Origin of the sequence: Mangrovibacter phragmitis (assembly GCF_040429585.1) — a bacterium.
In the GTDB taxonomy this organism is placed as follows: domain Bacteria; phylum Pseudomonadota; class Gammaproteobacteria; order Enterobacterales; family Enterobacteriaceae; genus Mangrovibacter; species Mangrovibacter phragmitis.
Genome location: NZ_CP134782.1, coordinates 442,402 through 463,940 on the forward strand (window position 1 = coordinate 442,402; position 21,539 = coordinate 463,940).

20 protein-coding genes and 1 tRNA gene are annotated in these 21,539 nt (G+C 49.5%); 20 read left to right on the forward strand and 1 reads right to left on the reverse strand.

From position 1 onward, the window contains the following. Positions 1 to 68: 68 nt before the first annotated feature. Positions 69 to 1,355: a citrate synthase gene (locus tag MPHASIOC01_RS01990; RefSeq protein WP_353613837.1), complete on the reverse strand. Its 1,287-nt coding sequence runs from the start codon at positions 1,353 to 1,355 to the stop codon at positions 69 to 71. Positions 1,356 to 1,992: 637 nt separating this feature from the next. On the opposite strand from MPHASIOC01_RS01990, the gene sdhC reads away from it, so the two are divergent. From sdhC to MPHASIOC01_RS02090, 20 genes are all read left to right on the forward strand, one after another. Then, a complete protein-coding gene (gene sdhC, locus MPHASIOC01_RS01995; RefSeq protein WP_064596985.1) occupies positions 1,993 to 2,397 on the forward strand; it encodes a succinate dehydrogenase cytochrome b556 subunit in 405 nt (134 codons plus the stop codon). Next, positions 2,391 to 2,738: a succinate dehydrogenase membrane anchor subunit gene (sdhD, locus tag MPHASIOC01_RS02000; protein WP_064596986.1), complete on the forward strand. Its 348-nt coding sequence runs from the start codon at positions 2,391 to 2,393 to the stop codon at positions 2,736 to 2,738. The genes sdhC and sdhD overlap by 7 nt, the downstream gene beginning before the upstream one ends. Beyond that, complete coding sequence (gene sdhA / locus MPHASIOC01_RS02005; RefSeq protein WP_064596988.1) at positions 2,738 to 4,504, forward strand: succinate dehydrogenase flavoprotein subunit; 1,767 nt, start codon at positions 2,738 to 2,740, stop codon at positions 4,502 to 4,504. The genes sdhD and sdhA overlap by 1 nt, the downstream gene beginning before the upstream one ends. Before the next feature lie 16 nt (positions 4,505 to 4,520). Further along, positions 4,521 to 5,237, forward strand: a complete 717-nt coding sequence (locus MPHASIOC01_RS02010; RefSeq protein ID WP_353613838.1) for a succinate dehydrogenase iron-sulfur subunit — start codon at positions 4,521 to 4,523, stop codon at positions 5,235 to 5,237. Positions 5,238 to 5,477: 240 nt separating this feature from the next. Continuing rightward, positions 5,478 to 8,285, forward strand: a complete 2,808-nt coding sequence (gene sucA, locus MPHASIOC01_RS02015) for a 2-oxoglutarate dehydrogenase E1 component (RefSeq protein ID WP_064596993.1) — start codon at positions 5,478 to 5,480, stop codon at positions 8,283 to 8,285. A 14-nt stretch (positions 8,286 to 8,299) separates the two neighbouring features. Then, positions 8,300 to 9,502 (forward strand): 2-oxoglutarate dehydrogenase complex dihydrolipoyllysine-residue succinyltransferase, encoded by a 1,203-nt coding sequence (odhB, locus tag MPHASIOC01_RS02020; protein WP_064596995.1) that lies wholly within the window; start codon positions 8,300 to 8,302, stop codon positions 9,500 to 9,502. A gap of 107 nt (positions 9,503 to 9,609) precedes the next feature. After that, the gene (gene sucC / locus MPHASIOC01_RS02025) at positions 9,610 to 10,776 is read left to right on the forward strand and encodes an ADP-forming succinate--CoA ligase subunit beta (protein WP_064596996.1); all 1,167 of its coding nucleotides are present in this window, start codon (positions 9,610 to 9,612) and stop codon (positions 10,774 to 10,776) included. Further along, positions 10,776 to 11,648, forward strand: coding sequence for a succinate--CoA ligase subunit alpha (gene sucD / locus MPHASIOC01_RS02030; RefSeq protein WP_064596999.1), 873 nt, complete (start codon positions 10,776 to 10,778; stop codon positions 11,646 to 11,648). The genes sucC and sucD overlap by 1 nt, the downstream gene beginning before the upstream one ends. Before the next feature lie 674 nt (positions 11,649 to 12,322). Further along, positions 12,323 to 13,891 (forward strand): cytochrome ubiquinol oxidase subunit I, encoded by a 1,569-nt coding sequence (gene cydA, locus MPHASIOC01_RS02035; protein WP_064597000.1) that lies wholly within the window; start codon positions 12,323 to 12,325, stop codon positions 13,889 to 13,891. A 15-nt stretch (positions 13,892 to 13,906) separates the two neighbouring features. Further along, positions 13,907 to 15,046 carry a cytochrome d ubiquinol oxidase subunit II gene (gene cydB, locus MPHASIOC01_RS02040; protein ID WP_064597001.1) on the forward strand — a complete coding sequence of 380 codons (1,140 nt, stop codon included), beginning with the start codon at positions 13,907 to 13,909 and terminating at the stop codon, positions 15,044 to 15,046. Positions 15,047 to 15,060: 14 nt separating this feature from the next. Continuing rightward, positions 15,061 to 15,177, forward strand: coding sequence for a cytochrome bd-I oxidase subunit CydX (gene cydX, locus MPHASIOC01_RS02045; protein WP_064597002.1), 117 nt, complete (start codon positions 15,061 to 15,063; stop codon positions 15,175 to 15,177). Then, the gene (gene ybgE, locus MPHASIOC01_RS02050; protein ID WP_064597003.1) at positions 15,174 to 15,467 is read left to right on the forward strand and encodes a cyd operon protein YbgE; all 294 of its coding nucleotides are present in this window, start codon (positions 15,174 to 15,176) and stop codon (positions 15,465 to 15,467) included. Before cydX ends, ybgE begins: the two co-directional genes overlap by 4 nt. Positions 15,468 to 15,602: 135 nt before the next feature. Further along, positions 15,603 to 16,007: a tol-pal system-associated acyl-CoA thioesterase gene (gene ybgC, locus MPHASIOC01_RS02055; protein ID WP_064597004.1), complete on the forward strand. Its 405-nt coding sequence runs from the start codon at positions 15,603 to 15,605 to the stop codon at positions 16,005 to 16,007. Further along, positions 16,004 to 16,696 (forward strand): Tol-Pal system protein TolQ, encoded by a 693-nt coding sequence (gene tolQ / locus MPHASIOC01_RS02060; protein WP_156519031.1) that lies wholly within the window; start codon positions 16,004 to 16,006, stop codon positions 16,694 to 16,696. Before ybgC ends, tolQ begins: the two co-directional genes overlap by 4 nt. 3 nt (positions 16,697 to 16,699) lie before the next feature. Beyond that, positions 16,700 to 17,128, forward strand: a complete 429-nt coding sequence (gene tolR, locus MPHASIOC01_RS02065; protein ID WP_064597005.1) for a colicin uptake protein TolR — start codon at positions 16,700 to 16,702, stop codon at positions 17,126 to 17,128. Between the two features lie 36 nt (positions 17,129 to 17,164). Beyond that, a complete protein-coding gene (gene tolA, locus MPHASIOC01_RS02070) occupies positions 17,165 to 18,499 on the forward strand; it encodes a cell envelope integrity protein TolA (protein ID WP_353613839.1) in 1,335 nt (444 codons plus the stop codon). 127 nt (positions 18,500 to 18,626) lie between these two features. Next, entirely contained in the window at positions 18,627 to 19,919 is a 1,293-nt protein-coding gene (gene tolB, locus MPHASIOC01_RS02075) for a Tol-Pal system beta propeller repeat protein TolB (RefSeq protein WP_064597009.1), read from the forward strand. 31 nt (positions 19,920 to 19,950) lie between these two features. After that, on the forward strand, positions 19,951 to 20,463 hold the full coding sequence (gene pal / locus MPHASIOC01_RS02080; RefSeq protein WP_064597011.1) for a peptidoglycan-associated lipoprotein Pal: 513 nt from the start codon (positions 19,951 to 19,953) through the stop codon (positions 20,461 to 20,463). 9 nt (positions 20,464 to 20,472) lie between these two features. Further along, positions 20,473 to 21,261: a cell division protein CpoB gene (cpoB, locus tag MPHASIOC01_RS02085; protein ID WP_353613840.1), complete on the forward strand. Its 789-nt coding sequence runs from the start codon at positions 20,473 to 20,475 to the stop codon at positions 21,259 to 21,261. A gap of 169 nt (positions 21,262 to 21,430) precedes the next feature. Beyond that, a tRNA-Lys gene (locus MPHASIOC01_RS02090) sits at positions 21,431 to 21,506 on the forward strand. Positions 21,507 to 21,539: the final 33 nt, after the last annotated feature.

Here is a 21,539-nt window from a genome sequence, read left to right on the forward strand (position 1 = left end):
TATACAAAAAACAAAGCCCCATTTGGGGCTTTGTTTTTGCTACCACAACAACAGGCAAAAAGATTGCCTTAGTGGGATGACAAGTCTGACGTAAAATCACGCTTGGTGTAGCCGGTATACAACTGGCGCGGACGGGCGATTTTTAACCCTTCGGCGTGCATTTCACTCCAGTGTGCAATCCAGCCAACGGTACGTGCCATTGCGAAAATTACCGTAAACATTGAAGACGGAATCCCCATTGCTTTGAGGATGATGCCCGAATAGAAGTCAACGTTCGGGTACAGCTTACGTTCAATGAAGTACGGGTCGTTCAACGCGATGTGTTCCAGCTCCATTGCCACTTCCAGCAGGTCATCTTTCATACCCAGCTCTTTGAGCACTTCATGGCAGGTTTCACGCATTACAGTGGCGCGAGGATCGTAGTTTTTATAAACACGATGCCCAAAACCCATCAGACGGAAAGAGTCATTCTTATCTTTCGCACGGCGTACAAATTCCGGAATGTGTTCTTTCGCGCTAATTTCTTCGAGCATCTTCAGACAGGCTTCGTTCGCGCCACCGTGAGCAGGTCCCCAAAGAGAGGCAATGCCTGCAGCAATACAAGCGAAGGGGTTGGCACCAGAAGAGCCTGCGGTACGTACGGTTGAGGTCGATGCGTTCTGCTCATGGTCGGCATGCAGAATCAGAATGCGGTCCATTGCACGTTCCAGCACCGGATTAACTTCATAAGTTTCACACGGTGTGGCGAACATCATATGCAGGAAGTTACCAGCATAGGAGAGGTCATTTCGTGGGTAAACGACAGGCTGCCCAATGGAGTATTTGTAACACATCGCCGCCACTGTTGGCATTTTCGACAACAGGCGAAACGCCGCGATTTCACGGTGACGAGGAATATTCACATCCAGAGAGTCATGGTAAAACGCAGCCAGCGCACCGGTTACCCCGCACATGACGGCCATAGGGTGGGAGTCACGGCGGAAGCCATGAAACAGGCGAGTAATCTGCTCATGGATCATGGTATGACGCGTTACAATCGTTTTGAACTCATCATATTGTTCCTGTGTGGGTTTTTCACCATACAGCAGGATATAACAGACTTCGAGATAGTTGGAGTGAGTTGCCAACTGATCGATGGGGAAACCGCGGTGGAGTAAAATACCTTCATCACCATCAATAAAGGTTATTTTAGATTCACAGGATGCGGTTGAGGTGAATCCAGGGTCAAAAGTAAAAACCCCTTTTGAACCAAGGCTACGGATATCGATTACATCCTGGCCCAGGGTGCCTTGTAGCACGTCCAGCTCAGCGACAGAGCCCCCTTCGAGGGTTAGGTTTGCTTTTTTATCAGCCATTTACGGTCTCCTTAGCGCCTTATTGCGTAAGACTGCGGCTTTACCAGTTTGCTTTCATGGCCAGGTTGAAGTTTACCAGTTTGTTATATCAGCTCTCGTCTCTGTTTTAGAGGATATGACCAGGGTACAGAGAGATGGGCGCTTGCAGGTAACCATTCAGACCGTGGTGAAACAACAGCAAATCAGGGTGTTAGCAGCCAGTATAATAAAATCTTTATATCACTAATAACTGTCCTGACTACTGTGGTCAATACTGACACACTGTTACATAACTTATTCTCAGGTGAAAGAGTGACCCTATAACTTTTGCGAATTATACGGCGTTTTCGGTGATGGATGTAACAATAATGTTTAATTTTTGTCAAATCAGATAATTAAAAATTAAAAAAATGTTGTTATCGTGATCGTGTTCACTGTTCCAGCCAAAAACACACAAACTATTTGTAGGTTAATTGTAATGATATTGTGAACATCCTATACTGCCGCCAGGTCTCCGGAACATACTGCTCCCGCGAGCCACCCAGCGTAGTACTCGTCATTTTAACACCTGGAAGCAGTTGTTTTGCATGACGCAGAGTTATAGAAAACCACGCTGTCTGACCGCCTGCAGACCGGAGGAAGGAATAATAAAAACAGCATGTGGGCGCTATTCATAATGAAAAATGTGAAAAAACAAAGACCTGTTAATCTGGATCTTGCTACGATCCGATTTCCCGTCACCGCAATTGCTTCCATCCTCCACCGCGTTTCCGGCGTGATCACCTTCGTGGCGGTCGGCATTCTGCTATGGTTGCTGGGGCTGTCCCTTTCCTCACCCGAAGGCTTCCTGGTTGCTTCATCAATTATGGACAGCTTTATCGTTAAATTCATCTTTTGGGGCATTCTTACCGCACTTGCTTACCATGTTGTCGGTGGAATTCGTCATATGCTGATGGACTTTGGTTATCTGGAAGAAACCTTAGAGGCAGGTAAGCGTACTGCCAACATCGGTTTCGGTATTACTGTCGTGCTTTCTATTCTTGCAGGAGTTCTCGTATGGTAAGCAACGCCTCTGCGCTTGGTCGTAATGGTGTGCACGACTATATTCTGGTGCGTGCAACTGCGATTATCATCGCGCTGTATATCGTCTATATGGTTGGCTTCTTTGCAACCAGCGGTGAACTAACCTGGCAAATCTGGACGGGTTTCTTTGCCTCCGCTTTCACAAAAGTATTCACCTTGCTGGCGCTGTTTTCTGTGCTGGTTCATGCCTGGATTGGCATGTGGCAGGTGTTAACCGACTACGTTAAACCACTGGCTATACGTCTTGTCCTGCAACTTGCCATTGTTGCAACGCTGCTGGTTTACGTTATTTATGGGTTTGTTGTGGTGTGGGGTGTGTAATGAAATTGCCAGTCAGAGAGTTTGATGCAGTGGTTATCGGTGCAGGTGGCGCAGGCATGCGTGCTGCACTGCAAATTTCCCAGTCAGGGCAAACTTGTGCTCTGCTGTCCAAAGTATTCCCTACCCGCTCCCATACGGTATCCGCACAAGGGGGCATTACTGTCGCATTAGGCAATTCCCATGAAGATAATTGGGAATGGCATATGTACGATACAGTGAAAGGTTCTGATTACATTGGTGATCAGGATGCGATTGAATACATGTGTAAAACCGGCCCGGAAGCGATTCTTGAACTGGAACATATGGGTTTGCCATTCTCGCGTCTGGATGACGGGCGTATTTATCAGCGTCCGTTCGGTGGTCAGTCGAAGAATTTTGGCGGTGAACAGGCTGCGCGTACTGCGGCGGCTGCAGACCGTACTGGTCATGCATTATTACATACGCTGTATCAACAAAATTTGAAAAATCACACCACCATTTTTTCTGAATGGTATGCACTGGATCTGGTAAAAAACCAGGACGGCTCGGTGGTGGGTTGTACTGCACTGTGCATCGAAACCGGTGAAGTCGTGTACTTTAAAGCCCGCGCTACTGTGCTGGCGACCGGCGGTGCAGGGCGCATTTACCAGTCAACCACCAATGCGCACATTAATACTGGCGACGGCGTTGGTATGGCAATGCGTGCGGGTGTGCCTGTTCAGGATATGGAAATGTGGCAGTTCCACCCAACAGGGATCGCCGGGGCTGGGGTTCTGGTCACGGAAGGTTGCCGTGGTGAAGGCGGTTATTTGCTGAATAAACATGGCGAACGCTTCATGGAACGTTATGCGCCAAATGCCAAAGACCTTGCCGGCCGCGATGTGGTTGCCCGTTCAATCATGATTGAAATCCGTGAAGGTCGCGGTTGCGATGGCCCATGGGGCCCGCATGCCAAACTGAAACTCGATCACCTGGGTAAAGACGTTCTGGAATCCCGTCTGCCGGGTATTCTGGAATTATCGCGCACATTTGCTCATGTTGACCCGGTCAAAGAACCTATTCCTGTTATTCCTACCTGCCACTACATGATGGGTGGGATCCCCACCAAAGTAACGGGCCAGGCATTGACCGTGAACGAAAAAGGCGAAGATGTTGTGATTCCGGGCCTGTTTGCCGTTGGTGAGATTGCCTGCGTGTCTGTTCACGGTGCCAACCGTCTGGGCGGGAACTCGCTGCTGGACCTGGTGGTATTCGGGCGTGCGGCAGGTATGCATCTGCAGGAATCTATCAATGAGCAGGGTGCACTGCGTGATGCAAGTGAATCTGATGTGGAAGCCTCCCTTGAGCGCATGAATCGCTGGAACAACAACCGCACAGGTGAAGACCCGGTGGTGATCCGCAAAGCATTGCAGGAATGCATGCAGCACAATTTCTCCGTATTCCGCGAAGGCGATGCAATGGCGAAAGGCCTGGAAGAGCTCAAAGGTATTCGCGAGCGCCTGCAAAATGCGCGTCTTGATGATACGTCAAGTGAGTTTAATACCCAGCGAGTGGAATGTCTTGAACTGGATAACCTCATGGAAACGGCGTATGCCACAGCGATGTCAGCAAACTTCCGGACCGAAAGCCGTGGTGCACACAGCCGCTTCGATTTCCCGGAACGTGATGATGAGAACTGGTTGTGTCACTCCTTGTACTTGCCAGAAAGTGAATCCATGGTACGCCGTAAGGTGAACATGGAACCTAAATTGCGCCCGGCGTTCCCGCCGAAGGTACGTACTTACTGATTGCGGAGACAAGGTGATGAAACTCGAATTTTCAGTTTATCGTTATAACCCTGATGTAGACGATGCTCCGCGTATGCAGGATTACACGCTGGAAGCTGACGAAGGGCGAGATATGATGCTGCTGGATGCGTTAATCCAGTTGAAAGAAAAAGATCCGACACTGGCTTTCCGTCGTTCCTGCCGTGAAGGGGTGTGTGGCTCCGACGGCATGAACATGAATGGCAAAAATGGCCTCGCCTGTATCACTCCCATTTCGGCGTTGCGTAATGGTAATCAAAAAATTGTGATTCGCCCGTTGCCCGGGTTGCCAGTGGTGCGTGATCTGGTTGTGGACATGGGGCAGTTCTACACTCAATATGAGAAGATTAAACCTTACTTGTTGAATAATGGGCAAAATCCACCAGCCAGAGAACATTTGCAGTCTCCGGAACAGCGGGAAAAACTTGATGGCCTGTACGAATGTATTTTATGTGCCTGCTGTTCAACGTCCTGCCCGTCTTTCTGGTGGAACCCGGATAAATTTATTGGGCCGGCAGGTTTGTTAGCGGCTTATCGCTTCCTGATAGACAGCCGTGATACGGAAACAGACCAACGCCTTGACGGGTTGAGTGATGCTTTCAGTGTGTTCCGCTGCCACAGTATTATGAACTGTGTCAGTGTTTGCCCAAAAGGTTTGAACCCAACTCGCGCAATTGGTCATATTAAGTCGATGTTGTTGAAACGTAGTGCATAATATGAAAGGCCGGGAAGTGGTTTCCCGGCCTTTCAGGAAATCTTTAAAAACTGCCGGTAGCACCTTGCACCGGGTGTCATACTCAAAAGGTGCAATTGCGCGAAGACAGTTTTTAAAGGTTCCTTCGCGAGTGATTTGATTATAAAAGCTCGCTGAAAGTGAACCCTGGTACGTGCCCCATAAGGGTGTACGATGTAGTTTTTACGGCGAAAGTAAGCCTGTAAGGCTTAAGGGATCACGATGCAGAACGGCGCAATGAAAGCCTGGCTGGACTCTTCTTACCTGTCTGGTTCTAACCAGACGTGGATAGAACAGCTCTATGAAGACTTCTTAACCGATCCTGACTCAGTGGACGCACACTGGCGCTCCATGTTCCAGCAGTTGCCCGGAACAGGGGCCAGACCGGATCAATTCCATTCCAAAACACGTGATTATTTTCGTCGTCTGGCGAAGGATGCCTCACGTTACACTTCCTCAATTACCGACCCTGACACCGATGCCAAGCAGGTAAAAGTTCTGCAGCTCATCAACGCATATCGCTTCCGCGGTCACCAGCAGGCTAACCTCGACCCGCTCGGGCTGTGGCAACAAGAGTCGGTACCTGATCTCTCCCCTGCATTTCATAACCTGACTGAAGCAGATTTCCAGGAGAGCTTTAACGTGGGGTCTTTTGCAATTGGCAAAGACACCATGAAGCTGGGCGACTTAATCACTGCACTGAAGCAAACCTATTGTGGTTCTATCGGTGCGGAATATATGCATATCACCAACACAGAAGAAAAACGCTGGATTCAGCATCGAATTGAATCTGTGGTTGGTCAGCCTTCTTTCTCTAAAGAAGAGAAAATGCGCTTCCTCAGTGAGTTGACTGCGGCTGAAGGCATGGAACGTTACCTCGGTGCCAAATTCCCTGGCGCAAAACGCTTCTCACTGGAAGGTGGGGATGCGCTTATCCCCATGCTTAAAGAACTGATCCGCCATGCGGGTAAGAGCGGCACCCGCGAAGTGGTACTGGGTATGGCGCACCGTGGCCGTCTTAATGTACTGGTTAACGTTCTGGGCAAAAAACCGCAGGATTTGTTTGATGAATTTTCCGGGAAGCATAAAGAACACCTGGGGACAGGTGATGTGAAATATCACATGGGCTTCTCGTCAGACATTGAAACTGAAGGTGGTCTGGTCCACCTGGCGCTGGCGTTCAACCCTTCACATCTGGAAATTGTCAGCCCGGTTGTTATCGGCTCTGTGCGTGCGCGCCTTGACCGTCTGGATGAACCGGGCAGCAACAAAGTTCTGCCTATCACTATTCATGGCGATGCTGCTGTTGCCGGGCAAGGTGTGGTTCAGGAAACTCTGAATATGTCCAAAGCCCGTGGTTACGACGTGGGGGGGACGGTTCGTATCGTTATTAATAACCAGATTGGTTTCACTACATCGAATCCACTGGATGCCCGTTCCACACCTTATTGTACGGATATTGGGAAAATGGTGCAGGCGCCGATTTTCCACGTCAATGCGGATGATCCGGAAGCGGTGGCATTTGTTACCCGCCTGGCACTGGATTACCGCAATACCTTCCAACGTGACGTATTTGTTGACCTGGTGTGTTACCGCCGTCATGGCCATAACGAGGCCGATGAACCCAGTGCAACTCAGCCACTGATGTACCAGAAAATTAAAAAACACCCCACGCCTCGCAAACTCTATGCAGACAAACTGGAACAGAACCAGATTGCCACGCTGGAAGATGCCACTGAGCTGGTGAATCTGTACCGCGATGCGCTGGATGCTGGTGATTGCGTGGTGAAAGAGTGGCGTCCAATGAATATGCATTCATTCACCTGGTCGCCTTATCTGAACCATGATTGGGATGAAAGTTACCCGAATAAAGTTGATATGAAGCGTCTGCAGGAGCTGGCAAAACGTATCAGCACGGTTCCGGAAGCGGTAGAAATGCAGTCCCGTGTCGCGAAAATTTACGGCGACCGCCAGGAGATGGCAGCCGGTAATAAACCGTTCGACTGGGGAGCCGCAGAAAACCTGGCTTACGCCACAATGGTTGACGAAGGTATTCCGGTACGTATCTCTGGTGAAGATGCCGGTCGTGGAACATTCTTCCACCGCCATGCGGTCATTCATAACCAGACCAATGGCTCGACTTACACGCCACTGTGCCATGTGCATAATGCGCAAGGTACTTTCCGCGTATGGGATTCAGTTCTGTCTGAAGAAGCCGTTCTGGCCTTCGAATATGGTTATGCGACGGCAGAACCTCGTACCCTTACTATTTGGGAAGCACAATTTGGTGACTTCGCGAACGGTGCCCAGGTGGTAATCGACCAGTTCATCAGTTCTGGTGAGCAAAAATGGGGCCGGATGTGCGGGCTGGTCATGTTACTGCCTCATGGCTATGAAGGGCAGGGGCCAGAGCACTCTTCCGCGCGCCTGGAACGCTACCTGCAACTGTGTGCTGAGCAAAACATGCAAGTGTGCGTGCCGTCAACACCGGCACAGGTTTACCATATGCTGCGCCGCCAGGCATTGCGTGGTATGCGCCGCCCACTGGTGGTGATGTCACCCAAATCACTGTTGCGCCATCCGCTGGCGATTTCCAGCCTGGATGAACTGGCTAACGGCACTTTCCAGCCTGCAATTGGTGAAATCGATGACATCGACCCGCAAGCTGTGAAACGTGTGGTGATGTGTTCTGGCAAGGTGTACTACGATTTGTTGGAGCAACGCCGTAAAAATGATCAACATAATGTGGCGATTATCCGTATTGAGCAGTTGTATCCGTTCCCGGTACAAACCGTGCAGGAAGTGCTTAAACGGTTCTCCCATGTTCATGACTTTGTCTGGTGTCAGGAAGAGCCACTGAACCAGGGCGCATGGTATTGCAGCCAGCACCATTTGCGCGAAGTCGTACCTTTTGGCTCCGCACTGCGTTACGCAGGGCGTCCGGCGTCGGCATCACCTGCCGTCGGGTATATGTCCGTTCACCTTAAACAGCAGCAAGATCTGGTTAATGACGCGCTGAATGTCGAATAGTTAAAGGATAAATAATGAGTAGCGTAGATATTCTTGTTCCCGACCTGCCTGAATCCGTTGCCGACGCCACCGTGGCAACCTGGCATAAAAAACCGGGTGACGCGGTAACCCGCGACGAAGTTCTGGTTGAAATCGAGACTGACAAAGTGGTACTGGAAGTACCGGCTGTCGCTGATGGTGTACTGGATGCAGTGCTTGAAGCTGAAGGCACAACGGTAACTTCTCGCCAGATTCTGGGGCGGCTGCGCGAAGGTAACAGTTCTGGTAAAGAAACCTCTGCAAAAGCGGATGAGAAAGAATCCACACCAGCACAGCGTCACACGGCTGATCTTGAAGAACAGACTAATGACGCGTTAAGCCCGGCAATTCGCCGCCTGTTGAGTGAACATGATCTTGACGCCAGTGCCATTAAAGGCACTGGTGTTGGTGGGCGTATCACTCGTGAAGATGTTGAAAAACATCTGGCTAAAGCCCCTGCCGCACCCGCAGCTCCGGCAGTAGAGCCTGTTGTGGGTAGTCGCAGTGAAAAACGTGTCCCCATGACGCGTTTGCGTAAACGTGTAGCGGAACGGCTGCTGGAAGCGAAAAACTCAACTGCAATGTTGACGACGTTTAACGAAGTTAACATGAAGCCAATTATGGATTTGCGTAAACAGTACGGTGAGGCGTTTGAAAAACGTCATGGTATCCGTCTGGGCTTTATGTCTTTCTATGTTAAAGCTGTGGTTGAAGCACTGAAACGCTACCCGGAAGTGAATGCTTCAATCGATGGTGATGACGTGGTTTACCACAACTACTTCGATGTCAGCATGGCTGTGTCAACACCTCGTGGTCTGGTTACGCCGGTATTGCGTGACGTGGATACACTGGGTATGGCCGATATCGAAAAGCGTATTAAAGAGCTGGCAGTGAAAGGCCGTGACGGTAAACTCACCGTTGAAGATTTGACCGGTGGTAATTTCACTATTACTAACGGTGGTGTGTTTGGTTCTTTGATGTCCACTCCAATTATCAATCCGCCGCAAAGCGCCATTCTGGGTATGCATGCCATCAAGGACCGCCCGATGGCGGTAGGCGGTAAAGTAGAAATTCTGCCAATGATGTATCTGGCACTTTCTTACGATCACCGTCTGATAGACGGGCGTGAGTCCGTTGGTTTCCTGGTGGCAATTAAAGAGATGCTGGAAGACCCGACTCGCCTGCTGCTGGATGTGTAGTTGTGTGGGGCTTGCCCCACACACCGATTACCCGGCCACAGCACATGCTGTGGCGCAGAGTACCCCGAGCCTAGATGCTCTTCATCTGATTTGAATGGATAGAACTCATGAACTTACACGAATATCAGGCGAAACAATTGTTTGCCCGGTATGGCTTGCCGGCACCGGTGGGTTATGCCTGTACCACACCGCGTGAAGCGGAAGAAGCAGCGTCTAAAATTGGTGCTGGTCCTTGGGTAGTAAAATGCCAGGTACACGCAGGCGGCCGTGGTAAAGCTGGCGGTGTGAAAGTAGTCAAAAGTAAAGAAGATATCCGTGCTTTTGCTGAACAGTGGCTGGGCAAACGCCTGGTAACCTACCAAACAGACGCGAATGGTCAGCCGGTAAACCAGATTCTGGTTGAAAATGCGACTGATATTGCTAAAGAACTGTATCTTGGCGCAGTAGTGGACCGCAGCAGCCGTCGCGTAGTGTTTATGGCTTCTACTGAAGGTGGTGTGGAAATTGAAAAAGTTGCTGCAGAAACGCCGCATCTTATCCACAAAACCGCCATTGACCCGCTGACGGGTCCGATGCCGTATCAGGGGCGTGAACTGGCATTTAAACTGGGGCTGCAAGGCAAACAGATTCAGCAGTTCAGCAAGATTTTCATGGGGCTGGCTACTATGTTCCTGGAGCGCGATTTGGCGCTGGTGGAAATCAACCCCTTAGTCATTACGACTCAGGACGACCTGATTTGCCTTGATGGCAAACTGGGTGTTGATGGTAATGCATTGTTCCGCCAACCAGAACTGCGTGAAATGCATGACAAGAGCCAGGAAGACCCGCGCGAAGCCCATGCTGCACAATGGGAACTGAACTATGTGGCGCTGGAAGGCAATATCGGTTGCATGGTAAATGGCGCAGGTCTGGCTATGGGCACCATGGATATTGTGAAACTGCATGGTGGCGCACCGGCTAACTTCCTTGATGTGGGCGGTGGTGCAACGAAAGAACGTGTTACTGAAGCGTTTAAAATTATTCTGTCAGATGATGCTGTTAAAGCGGTACTGGTTAACATCTTCGGTGGGATTGTGCGTTGCGACTTGATTGCCGATGGCATCATTGGCGCCGTTTCCGAAGTTGGTGTAAATGTGCCAGTTGTTGTGCGCCTTGAAGGTAATAACGCAGAACTGGGGGCGAAGAAGCTGGCAGAAAGTGGCCTGAATATTATTGCGGCGACCAGTCTGACCGATGCCGCGCAGCAGGTTGTTGCTGCAGTGGAGGGGAAATAATGTCCATTTTAATCGATAAAAACACCAAAGTTATCTGTCAGGGTTTTACTGGTAGCCAGGGGACATTCCATTCCGAGCAGGCCATTGCTTATGGTACCCAAATGGTCGGTGGTGTTACGCCAGGTAAAGGCGGTACGACTCACCTGGGTTTACCCGTGTTTAATACCGTTCGTGAAGCGGTAGAGGCCACCGGGGCGACTGCATCGGTTATTTATGTACCGGCCCCGTTCTGTAAAGACTCGATTCTTGAAGCAATCGATGCTGGTATCAAATTAATTATCACTATTACTGAAGGTATTCCAACTCTGGATATGCTGACAGTGAAAGTGAAACTGGACGAAGCTGGTGTGCGCATGATTGGGCCTAACTGCCCGGGCGTCATCACTCCGGGTGCATGCAAAATCGGTATCATGCCTGGGCACATTCACCAACCGGGTAAAGTCGGTATTGTTTCACGCTCTGGTACGCTGACCTATGAAGCAGTGAAACAAACCACTGATTACGGTTTTGGTCAGTCGACGTGTGTTGGTATCGGTGGTGACCCAATTCCGGGTTCCAACTTTATCGATATTCTGAAAATGTTCCAGGAAGACCCGCAAACCGAAGCCATCGTGATGATTGGTGAAATCGGTGGTAGCGCGGAAGAAGAAGCTGCTGCCTATATTAAGGAACATGTCACTAAGCCTATGGTGGGGTACATTGCGGGTGTTACCGCGCCGAAGGGCAAACGTATGGGCCATGCAGGTGCCATTATTGCCGGAGGTAAAGGTACTGCAGACGAAAAATTCGCAGCACTTGAAGCTGCCGGTGTGAAAACTGTGCGTAGCCTGGCAGATATCGGTGAAGCGCTTAAATCTATTCTTCCTCAATAAAAAATGGTGATCGCCAGTAAGGCGTGAACCCCTTTTCGACATGGTTGGCCACCCACAGGGTGGCCTTTTTTTCCGAACAGTGACGGCAGTTTCGTGAAAGAATGAAAATTGAAAATAAAAAGTTAAAAACTTGATTAATATTGTGAAGGAACTACGCTTAATACTATTGACCCAGAGTGACTGTTTCATCCTGAAAATGCCAATTACGTTGCGCTTTAATTATTTATAATATTGCACACATACAATTAAAGTTAATTTAGTTAACATTAAATTAACTTAACGTACACACGAATAACCTCGTTAACATAAAATACGTATATTGATTTAAATCAATAAAATAACCCCCTGCCACCTAATGAAAAATGCCAAATTTGTCGAAGATCAAACTGGCGCTTAAGGATATTTTTCGCTATAAATTGATCACCGTCGAGAAACGCAAAAAACGTTCAGTAAAAACCTATTTATTGTAAGCCTATTGAAGCGTAATATATTCGCGGGATTCATTTGGTATTAATTAACGTATTTGTAACCTTTTTGCTTTTCTTGTTTTACATTCAGTGGTGCCGGAAAAGAAAGAGGTCGCAAATGTTTTTTGTATTGGGGCAAGTGTAGGGGAATGCTGTAGCCAGGCATCCTTCTATTCGGCGTCTTCATGCGAGGAGCAAGGAGTCAAGATGTTTGATATAGTCGAACTGTCACGATTGCAGTTTGCCTTGACCGCACTGTACCACTTTCTGTTTGTGCCACTGACGCTTGGTATGGCGTTCTTGCTGGCCATCATGAATACGATATATGTGTTGTCTGGTAAACAAATCTATAAAGATATGACCAAGTTTTGGGGAAAGTTGTTTGGTATCAACTTTGCCCTTGGGGTTGCCACAGGGTTAACCATGGAATTCCAGTTTGGTACTAACTGGTCATATTATTCGCATTATGTGGGCGATATTTTTGGTGCGCCGCTCGCTATTGAAGGGTTAATGGCCTTCTTCCTTGAGTCGACATTCGTTGGGCTCTTCTTTTTCGGTTGGGACCGACTCACCAAAGTACAGCATATGGCTGTGACCTGGTTAGTTGCACTTGGCTCTAACCTTTCTGCGTTATGGATTCTGGTCGCAAACGGCTGGATGCAAAACCCAATCGCTTCAGAGTTCAACTATGAAACCATGCGTATGGAAATGGTCAGCTTCTCAGAGCTGGTCCTGAACCCGGTCGCACAGGTTAAATTCGTTCACACGGTTGCCGCAGGCTATGTAACCGGCGCAATGTTTATTCTCAGCATTAGCGCATGGTACATGCTCAAAGGCCGTGACCATGCATTTGCAAAGCGCTCCTTTGCGATTGCTGCCAGCTTCGGTATGGCTGCTGTGCTTTCAGTTATTGTGCTGGGTGATGAATCCGGTTACGAAATGGGGGACGTACAGAAAACCAAACTGGCAGCCATTGAAGCTGAGTGGGAAACACAACCCGCTCCTGCCGCATTCACCTTGTTTGGTATTCCTGACCAGGCTGAACAGAAGAACCATTACTCGATTAAGATCCCGTATCTGCTTGGGCTTATTGCCACACGTTCTGTCGATACACCAGTTCTTGGTCTTAAAGATCTGATGGCACAGCATGAAGCGCGTATCCGCAATGGGATGAAAGCCTATAAGTTGCTGGAGGAATTGCGCGCGGGTTCCACCGACCAGGCGGTACGTAACGAGTTTAACAACGTTAAGAAAGACCTTGGCTATGGCCTGTTGTTAAAACGTTATACACCGAATGTAACGGATGCAACTGAAGCTCAAATCCAGAAAGCGACCAAAGACTCTATCCCGGAAGTGGCGCCACTCTATTTTGCTTTCCGTATCATGGTGGCGTGTGGAATCTTACTGCTGCTGATTATCGGTCTGTCGTTCTGGTCGGTGATTCGTAACCGTATTGGTCAGAAAAAGTGGTTACTGCGTGCCGCATTTTACGGGCTTCCATTACCTTGGATTGCAGTAGAAGCAGGGTGGTTTGTTGCTGAATATGGTCGCCAACCATGGGCTATCGGTGAAGTACTGCCAACTGCAGTGGCTAACTCAACGTTGTCCGTTTCTGACCTGATTTTCTCCATTGTATTGATTTGCGGTCTGTACACCTTATTCCTGGTGGCGGAACTGTTCCTGATGTTCAAGTTCGCACGTCTGGGGCCAAGCAGTCTGAAAACCGGTCGCTATCACTTTGAGCAATCCGGTGCGACAGCTCAAACGGCACGCTAAGACAGGAGTCGAAACATGATAGATTATGAAGTATTGCGTTTTATCTGGTGGTTGCTGATTGGCGTACTGCTGATTGGTTTTACCGTTGCTGATGGTTTCGACTTCGGCGTAGGTATGCTGACCCGTTTTATGGGACGCAATGATGTTGAGCGCCGTATCATGATCAACAGTATTGCCCCGCACTGGGACGGCAACCAGGTATGGCTGATTACCGCAGGTGGTGCATTATTTGCTGCCTGGCCGATGGTCTATGCTGCCGCCTTTTCGGGCTTTTATGTCGCCATGATTTTGGTGCTGTCATCATTGTTCTTCCGCCCGGTTGGCTTTGATTACCGCTCAAAAATCGAAGATGCCCGCTGGCGTAACCTGTGGGACTGGTGTATTTCAATTGCCAGTTTTGTTCCGCCATTGGTTATTGGAGTGGCATTCGGTAACTTGCTGCAGGGGGTACCGTTCAGCGTGGATGAGTATCTGCGTCTTACCTATACCGGTAATTTCTTCCAGTTGCTCAACCCATTCGGTATTGTTGCCGGAGTGATAAGCGTCACGATGTTCCTGACTCAGGGTGCGACTTACTTGCAGATGCGTACCAATGGTGAAGTTCTGCTGCGCGCCCGCGTTGTGTCTCAGGTAGCCACGCTGGTTATGATGGTGTGCTTTATCCTGGCGGGTGTTTGGGTTATGTATGGTATTGATGGCTATGTTGTGACCTCAGCCATTGATCATCATGCTGCATCTGATCCACTGATGAAAGAAGTGACTCGTCAGGCTGGTGCATGGCTGGTTAACTTCCATAAAGCTCCTGTTCTGTGGGTTATCCCTGCGCTTGGCGTAGTGTTGCCACTACTGACTGTGTTGATGACTCGCGCAAATAAAGCAGCATGGGCATTTATCTTCTCCTCGCTGACTGTTGCCTGCGTCATTCTGACTGCTGGTGTGGCAATGTTCCCATTCATTATGCCGTCCAGCATTATGATGAATGCCAGCCTGACAATGTGGGATGCGACATCCAGCCAGTTGACCTTGTCTGTGATGACTTACGTGGCGATTGTGTTCGTACCAATCATTCTTCTGTATACCGCCTGGTGTTACTGGAAAATGTTTGGTCGCATTACGAAAGAACACATTGAAAGCAACACGCATTCTCTGTACTAAGTAAGGAGCTGATTATGTGGTATTTCGCATGGATTCTGGGCACCCTTCTTGCGTGTGCATTCGGTGTGATTACAGCACTGGCACTGGAGCACGTTGAAGCGACTCAGTCCGGAGAAGAAAAGCAGGGATGAAAACTCTGATTTCATCACTCTATAAGCTGGTAGATAAGAGCCCGTTAAGGGCTCTTTCTCTGGTGATGGCTTTGCTCCTGGCTGGTTGTATGTTCTGGGACCCGTCACGGTTTGCTGCACACACCAGTGCGTTATCTGTGTGGCATGGTTTATTGCTGATGTGGGCAGTATGCGCAGGGGTAATTCACGGTATCGGTTTTAAACTGAAAGCTATTCAGTGGCAGGCTGTTTTTTGCCCGTTACTCGCCATGATCGTACTGGCAGCAGGGTTGGCTTTTTTCTTTTTTTGAATAAGCTACCTCCGTCACAATTTATGGGCTTTACAAAGCCCATAAATATTTACACTCCTCACCCCTTAACCCATTCCCAACCCACTTCAGCTTGCGTATAGTAGCAACGTTTATTTTGCCTTACCGGGATGTAAAGTGAGCACTAAGCAGTTTCAATGGCCTGTTCGTGTCTACTATGAAGATACCGATGCAGGGGGAGTGGTTTACCACGCCAGCTACATTGCCTTTTATGAAAGAGCACGTACTGAAATGCTGCGTGAACATAACTTCAGTCAGCAGGCATTACTCGAAGAGCGTGTTGCCTTTGTTGTGCGCCGGATGTCCATCGAGTACCACGCGCCAGCCCGGCTTGATGACTTACTCGAAATCCAAACAGAGATTACCACGCTACGCCGGACATCTATGGTCTTTACGCAGCGTATAGTCAATGCAGACAACAAGATCCTTAATGAAGCGGAAGTGCTTATTGCTTGCGTTGATCCAATCATCATGAAGCCAAAAGCGCTTCCACTTTCTATTGTCGCGGAGTTCAAGCAGTGACTGACATGAATATCCTTGATTTGTTCCTGAAGGCAAGCCTTCTGGTTAAACTCATCATGTTGATTTTAATAGGTTTCTCTATTGCGTCCTGGGCTATCATCATCCAGCGTACCCGCATTCTCAATGCGGCAACACGCGAGGCTGAAACCTTCGAAGATAAGTTCTGGTCGGGCATTGATTTATCCCGCCTGTATCAGGAAAGCCAGGGGCGTCGTGAAAATTTGAGCGGCTCCGAGCAAATTTTCTATTCGGGTTTCAAAGAATTTGCCCGCCTGCATCGGGCAAACAGTCATGCACCGGAAGCTATTGTTGAAGGGGCATCCCGGGCAATGCGGATTTCCATGAACCGAGAACTGGAGTCGCTGGAAACGCATATTCCCTTTCTGGGTACAGTCGGTTCGATCAGCCCGTACATCGGTTTGTTTGGTACGGTGTGGGGGATTATGCATGCGTTTATCGGACTGGGTGCGGTGAAGCAGGCCACACTGCAAATGGTCGCGCCAGGGATTGCTGAAGCGCTGATTGCAACAGCGATTGGTCTGTTTGCTGCGATTCCTGCTGTCATGGCATACAACCGTTTGAACCAGCGTGTTAACAAGCTTGAATTGAATTACGACAACTTTATGGAAGAGTTTACAGCGATTCTGCACCGTCAGGCGTTTACCACTAGTGAGAGCCAAAAGGGGTAAACCATGGCCAGAGTGCGGGGACGAGGTAGCCGGGAGCTGAAGTCCGAAATCAATATTGTGCCGTTGCTGGATGTTCTGCTGGTGCTGGTGCTTATCTTTATGGCCACGGCACCTATCATCACACAGAGCGTCGAGGTGGATTTACCCGATGCAACGGATTCACAGTCCGTGGCGACTAACGATGATCCACCCGTCATTATTGAAGTCTCTGGTGTGGGGCAGTACAGCGTCGTGGTTGCGAAAGATCGTATGGATCAACTTCCGCCAGAGCAAGTTATTGCAGAGGCTCAACGGCGCCTGGCAGCAAATCCGAAAACGGTATTTCTGATCGGGGGCGCGAAAGAAGTCCCTTATGATGAAATTATTAAAGCGCTTAATTTGTTGCATCAGGCTGGTGTGAAATCGGTAGGTCTGATGACCCAACCAATTTAATCAGCGCTATAACGGCAGAGTTTTTGGGAACCAAGAGTGTCAAAGGCAACCGAAGAGAACAAAAAGCTTAAACGTGCCATCATCATCTCAGCGGTACTGCATGTCATACTGTTTGCGGTGCTGATTTGGAGTTCGTTTGACGAGCATATTGATGCCAGCGCCGGCGGTGGTGGCGGTTCGTCTATTGATGCCGTGATGGTTGATCCTGGCGCTGTAGTCGATCAATACAACCGTCAGTCACAACAGCAGGCCAGTGCGCAAAGAGCGGCGGAGCAGCGTGAAAAACAGGCTCAGCAGCAGGCTGAAGAACTCCGCGAGAAACAAGCGGCGGAACAACAGCGCCTGAAGGACCTGGAAAAAGAACGGTTAGCTCAGGAGCAGGCACAACAGCAAAAACAGGCTGAACAGGCGGCAGCAGAAAAGGCTGCGGCTGAAAAAGCGGCGGCTGAGAAAGCGGCAGCAGATGCTGCAGCAGAAAAAGCAGCTACGCAAAAAGCAGCGGCTGAGAAGGCAGCAGCGGAAAAAGCGGCGGCGCAAAAAGCAGCGGCAGAGAAGGCAGCAGCGGAAAAAGCGGCGGCGCAAAAAGCAGCGGCAGAGAAGGCTGTAGCGGAAAAAGCGGCGGCACAAAAAGCAGCGGCAGAGAAGGCAGCAGCGGAAAAAGCGGCGGCACAAAAAGCAGCGGCAGAGAAGGCAGCAGCGGAAAAAGCGGCGGCACAAAAAGCAGCGGCACAAAAAGCAGCGGCAGAGAAGGCAGCAGCGGAAAAAGCGGCGGCACAAAAAGCAGCGGCACAAAAAGCAGCGGCAGAGAAGGCGGCAGCACAAAAAGCGGCAGCACAAAAAGCAGCGGCAGAGAAGGCAGCAGCGGAAAAAGCGGCAGCACAAAAAGCAGCAGCAGAGAAGGCGGCCGCTAAAAAAGCTGCCGCCGAAAAAGCGGCTGCAGAGAAAGCCGCAGCCCGCAAAGCTGAGGCGAAACAAGCGGCTGGGGTTGATGACCTGCTGGGTGACCTCAGTTCACATAAAAATGCGCCGAAAGCGGGCGGTGGAGCAAAAGGGAGCAACGCCTCACCTGCGGGCAGTGGTAATACCAGGAACAATGGCGCATCAGGTGCTGAAATTAATGGCTATGCTTCACAAATTAAGTCAGCTATTGAAAGTAAGTTTTATGATTCAGGCTCTTATGCAGGTAAAACCTGTACGCTCAGAATCAAGCTGGCACCAGATGGCATGTTGCTGGATGTACAGTCAGAAGGTGGTGACCCGGCATTATGCCAGGCGGCACTTGCGGCTGCTCGCCAGGCACATATGCCGAAACCGCCAAGTCAGGCTGTTTATGAAGTCTTTAAGAATGCGCCGCTGGATTTCAAACCGTAATTCTATTCCCCTGTAATAAGGGAGTAGCATGAACGTTAAGTCGCCGGGTGGCGGTAGTTTTGTGTTATTGGGTTTGTTAACCTTCTGCTAATTATCGTGGATCTTGTGTCCAGATAAGGGAGATATGATGAAGCAGGCATTACGAGTTGCATTAAGTTTCCTGATGCTGTGGGCAGCAGTGCTGCACGCCGAAGTACGCATCGAGATAACTCAGGGGGTGGACTCGGCTCGCCCCATCGGTGTGGTACCGTTTAAATGGGCAGGTCCGGGTACTGCACCAGAAGACATTGGCGGCATTGTTGCTGCTGACTTACGTAACAGTGGTAAATTTAACCCGCTGGATACATCTCGCTTACCTCAACAGCCTTCTACAGCACAGGAAGTTCAGCCTGCTGCATGGTCTGCATTGGGGATTGATGCAGTTGTTGTGGGCCAGGTCTCACCGAATCCGGATGGCAGCTATTCTGTGTCATATCAACTGGTGGATACCGGTGGAGCACCGGGTTCCGTTCTGGCCCAGAACACCTATAAAGTGAATAAGCAGTGGTTGCGCTATGCCGCTCATACCGCCAGTGATGAAGTATTTGAAAAACTGACGGGAATTAAAGGGGCATTTCGTACACGTATTGCGTATATCGTTCAGACATCAAACAGCCAGTATCCTTATGAACTGCGCGTTGCAGACTACGATGGCTACAACCAGTTCCTGGTACATAAATCCCCTGAGCCTTTGATGTCTCCGGCATGGTCTCCTGATGGCAATAAACTGGCCTATGTGACCTTTGAAAGTGGCCGCTCTGCCCTGGTGGTTCAGAATCTGGCTAATGCGACAGTTCGCCAGATAGCCTCTTTCCCACGGCACAACGGTGCACCGGCATTTTCACCAGATGGCACCAAACTGGCTTTCGCTTTGTCTAAAACAGGTAGCCTGAATCTGTATGTGATGGATTTAGCATCCGGGCAGATTCGCCAGATTACCAATAGTCGTAGCAACAACACTGAGCCAAGTTGGTTCCCGGACAGCCAGACACTGGCCTATACTTCTGACCAGGCAGGTCGTCCGCAGATTTATAAAATCAACATTAATGGCGGTGCTCCACAACGTCTTACCTGGGAAGGTGCACAAAACCAGGATCCCGATGTCAGCGCCGATGGTAAATTCATGGTGATGGTGAGCTCCAATGGCGGTGCCCAACATATCGCCAAACAGGATCTGGAAACGGGAGGAGTGCAAACTTTAACTTCTACGTTCCTGGACGAAACGCCAAGTCTGGCACCTAACGGCACTATGGTAATCTACAGCTCTTCTCAGGGGATGGGATCCGTGCTGAATTTGGTCTCTACAGATGGGCGTTTCAAAGCGCGTCTACCGGCTACTGATGGTCAGGTGAATTCACCAGCCTGGTCGCCGTATCTGTAAATAAAAGAGTTCTTACTAAGGATTATAAAAAATGCAATTTAACAAAGTGCTGAAAGGGCTGATGCTGGTTCTGCCTGTTATGGCTGTTGCTGCTTGTAGCTCTCACAAAAATGCAAATAATGGTCAGAGCGAAGGCATGCTGGGTGCCGGGACAGGTATGCAAGGCAATGGCAATATGTCTTCTGAAGAACAGGCTCGCCTGCAGATGCAACAACTGCAACAGAACAATATCGTTTACTTCGATCTGGACAAATACGATATCCGTTCTGAATTCGCAGCGATGCTGGATGCTCACGCCGCTTTCCTGCGCAACAACCCGTCTTACAAAGTGACTGTTGAAGGTTATGCGGATGAACGTGGTACGCCAGAATACAACATCGCACTGGGCGAACGCCGTGCAAATGCTGTGAAAATGTACCTGCAGGGTAAAGGCGTTGCTGCAGATCAGATCTCTATCGTATCTTACGGTAAAGAAAAACCAGCAGTACTGGGTCACACCGAAGCTGCTTATGCGAAAAACCGTCGCGCCGTACTGGTTTACTAAGAGAATGGCATGATCAGTAACTTCAGACATCATTTGCTGAGTCTGTCGTTACTGGTTGGCGTAGCGGCCCCTTGGGCCGCTAATGCTCAGGCGCCAATCAGTAGTGTAGGCTCAGGGTCCGTGGAGGACCGTGTAACGCAACTCGAGCGCATTTCTAATGCGCACAGCCAGCTTTTAACCCAACTTCAGCAGCAACTTTCAGATAACCAGTCCGACATTGACTCTCTGCGTGGCCAAATTCAGGAAAACCAGTATCAACTTAGCCAAATTGAAGAACGGCAGAAGCAGATACTGTTGCAGATAGGCAATATGTCTGGTGGGGCGGCAGCTAATGGCGCAACGCCTGCTGATGGGAGTGCGAGTGGTAATACCGGGAATACCGCCACACCATCTGCACCTGCTTCATCAGCACCGGTTCAAACCGGTGAAGCTAATACAGATTACAATGCAGCGTTTGCTCTGGTACAGGATAAGTCGCGCCAGGATGATGCCATTACCGCATTCCAGAACTTTGTGAAAAAGTATCCGGATTCAACTTATGTTCCGAATGCGAATTTCTGGCTGGGGCAATTGTATTACAGCAAAGGCAAAAAAGACGACGCAGCTTACTATTTTGCTTCTGTTGTTAAAAACTTCCCGCAATCACCGAAAGCACCGGATGCAATGTATAAAGTCGGTTTGATCATGCAGGAAAAAGGTGATACAGCAAAAGCGAAAGCGGTTTACCAACAAGTGGTCGCAAAATATCCAGGCACGGATGGCGCAAAACAGGCTCAAAAACGCCTGAATGGCATGTAATCCTCAGGGCAAGGCCCGATAATGCCGTTTTTCTGGCCTTGCCGCCTGAAACATAAGCAGTTGAGTTATCTTTGTCGAAATTTTTGTTGCGCTGAAATGAGAAAGCAGTAATATATGCCGCCGTTGCCGGGGGATACATCACTTAAGAGTGGTGAGCCAGCAAGACGACGGGTCGTTAGCTCAGTTGGTAGAGCAGTTGACTTTTAATCAATTGGTCGCAGGTTCGAATCCTGCACGACCCACCAAAATTCAGGTGATCGTCGCGGTAGCAAGGTGTT

What these genes read in the sequence shown, in the direction of transcription:
- sdhC (WP_064596985.1), top strand. Translation starts at nt 1,993, where the DNA reads ATGTGGGCGCTATTCATAATGAAAAATGTGAAAAAACAAAGACCTGTT.
- MPHASIOC01_RS01990 (WP_353613837.1), bottom strand. Translation starts at nt 1,355, where the DNA reads ATGGCTGATAAAAAAGCAAACCTAACCCTCGAAGGGGGCTCTGTCGCT.
- sdhA (WP_064596988.1), top strand. Translation starts at nt 2,738, where the DNA reads ATGAAATTGCCAGTCAGAGAGTTTGATGCAGTGGTTATCGGTGCAGGT.
- cydA (WP_064597000.1), top strand. Translation starts at nt 12,323, where the DNA reads ATGTTTGATATAGTCGAACTGTCACGATTGCAGTTTGCCTTGACCGCA.
- sdhD (WP_064596986.1), top strand. Translation starts at nt 2,391, where the DNA reads ATGGTAAGCAACGCCTCTGCGCTTGGTCGTAATGGTGTGCACGACTAT.
- sucC (WP_064596996.1), top strand. Translation starts at nt 9,610, where the DNA reads ATGAACTTACACGAATATCAGGCGAAACAATTGTTTGCCCGGTATGGC.
- tolR (WP_064597005.1), top strand. Translation starts at nt 16,700, where the DNA reads ATGGCCAGAGTGCGGGGACGAGGTAGCCGGGAGCTGAAGTCCGAAATC.
- tolB (WP_064597009.1), top strand. Translation starts at nt 18,627, where the DNA reads ATGAAGCAGGCATTACGAGTTGCATTAAGTTTCCTGATGCTGTGGGCA.
- pal (WP_064597011.1), top strand. Translation starts at nt 19,951, where the DNA reads ATGCAATTTAACAAAGTGCTGAAAGGGCTGATGCTGGTTCTGCCTGTT.
- cydX (WP_064597002.1), top strand. Translation starts at nt 15,061, where the DNA reads ATGTGGTATTTCGCATGGATTCTGGGCACCCTTCTTGCGTGTGCATTC.
- ybgE (WP_064597003.1), top strand. Translation starts at nt 15,174, where the DNA reads ATGAAAACTCTGATTTCATCACTCTATAAGCTGGTAGATAAGAGCCCG.
- sucD (WP_064596999.1), top strand. Translation starts at nt 10,776, where the DNA reads ATGTCCATTTTAATCGATAAAAACACCAAAGTTATCTGTCAGGGTTTT.
- cydB (WP_064597001.1), top strand. Translation starts at nt 13,907, where the DNA reads ATGATAGATTATGAAGTATTGCGTTTTATCTGGTGGTTGCTGATTGGC.
- cpoB (WP_353613840.1), top strand. Translation starts at nt 20,473, where the DNA reads ATGATCAGTAACTTCAGACATCATTTGCTGAGTCTGTCGTTACTGGTT.
- sucA (WP_064596993.1), top strand. Translation starts at nt 5,478, where the DNA reads ATGCAGAACGGCGCAATGAAAGCCTGGCTGGACTCTTCTTACCTGTCT.
- MPHASIOC01_RS02010 (WP_353613838.1), top strand. Translation starts at nt 4,521, where the DNA reads ATGAAACTCGAATTTTCAGTTTATCGTTATAACCCTGATGTAGACGAT.
- odhB (WP_064596995.1), top strand. Translation starts at nt 8,300, where the DNA reads ATGAGTAGCGTAGATATTCTTGTTCCCGACCTGCCTGAATCCGTTGCC.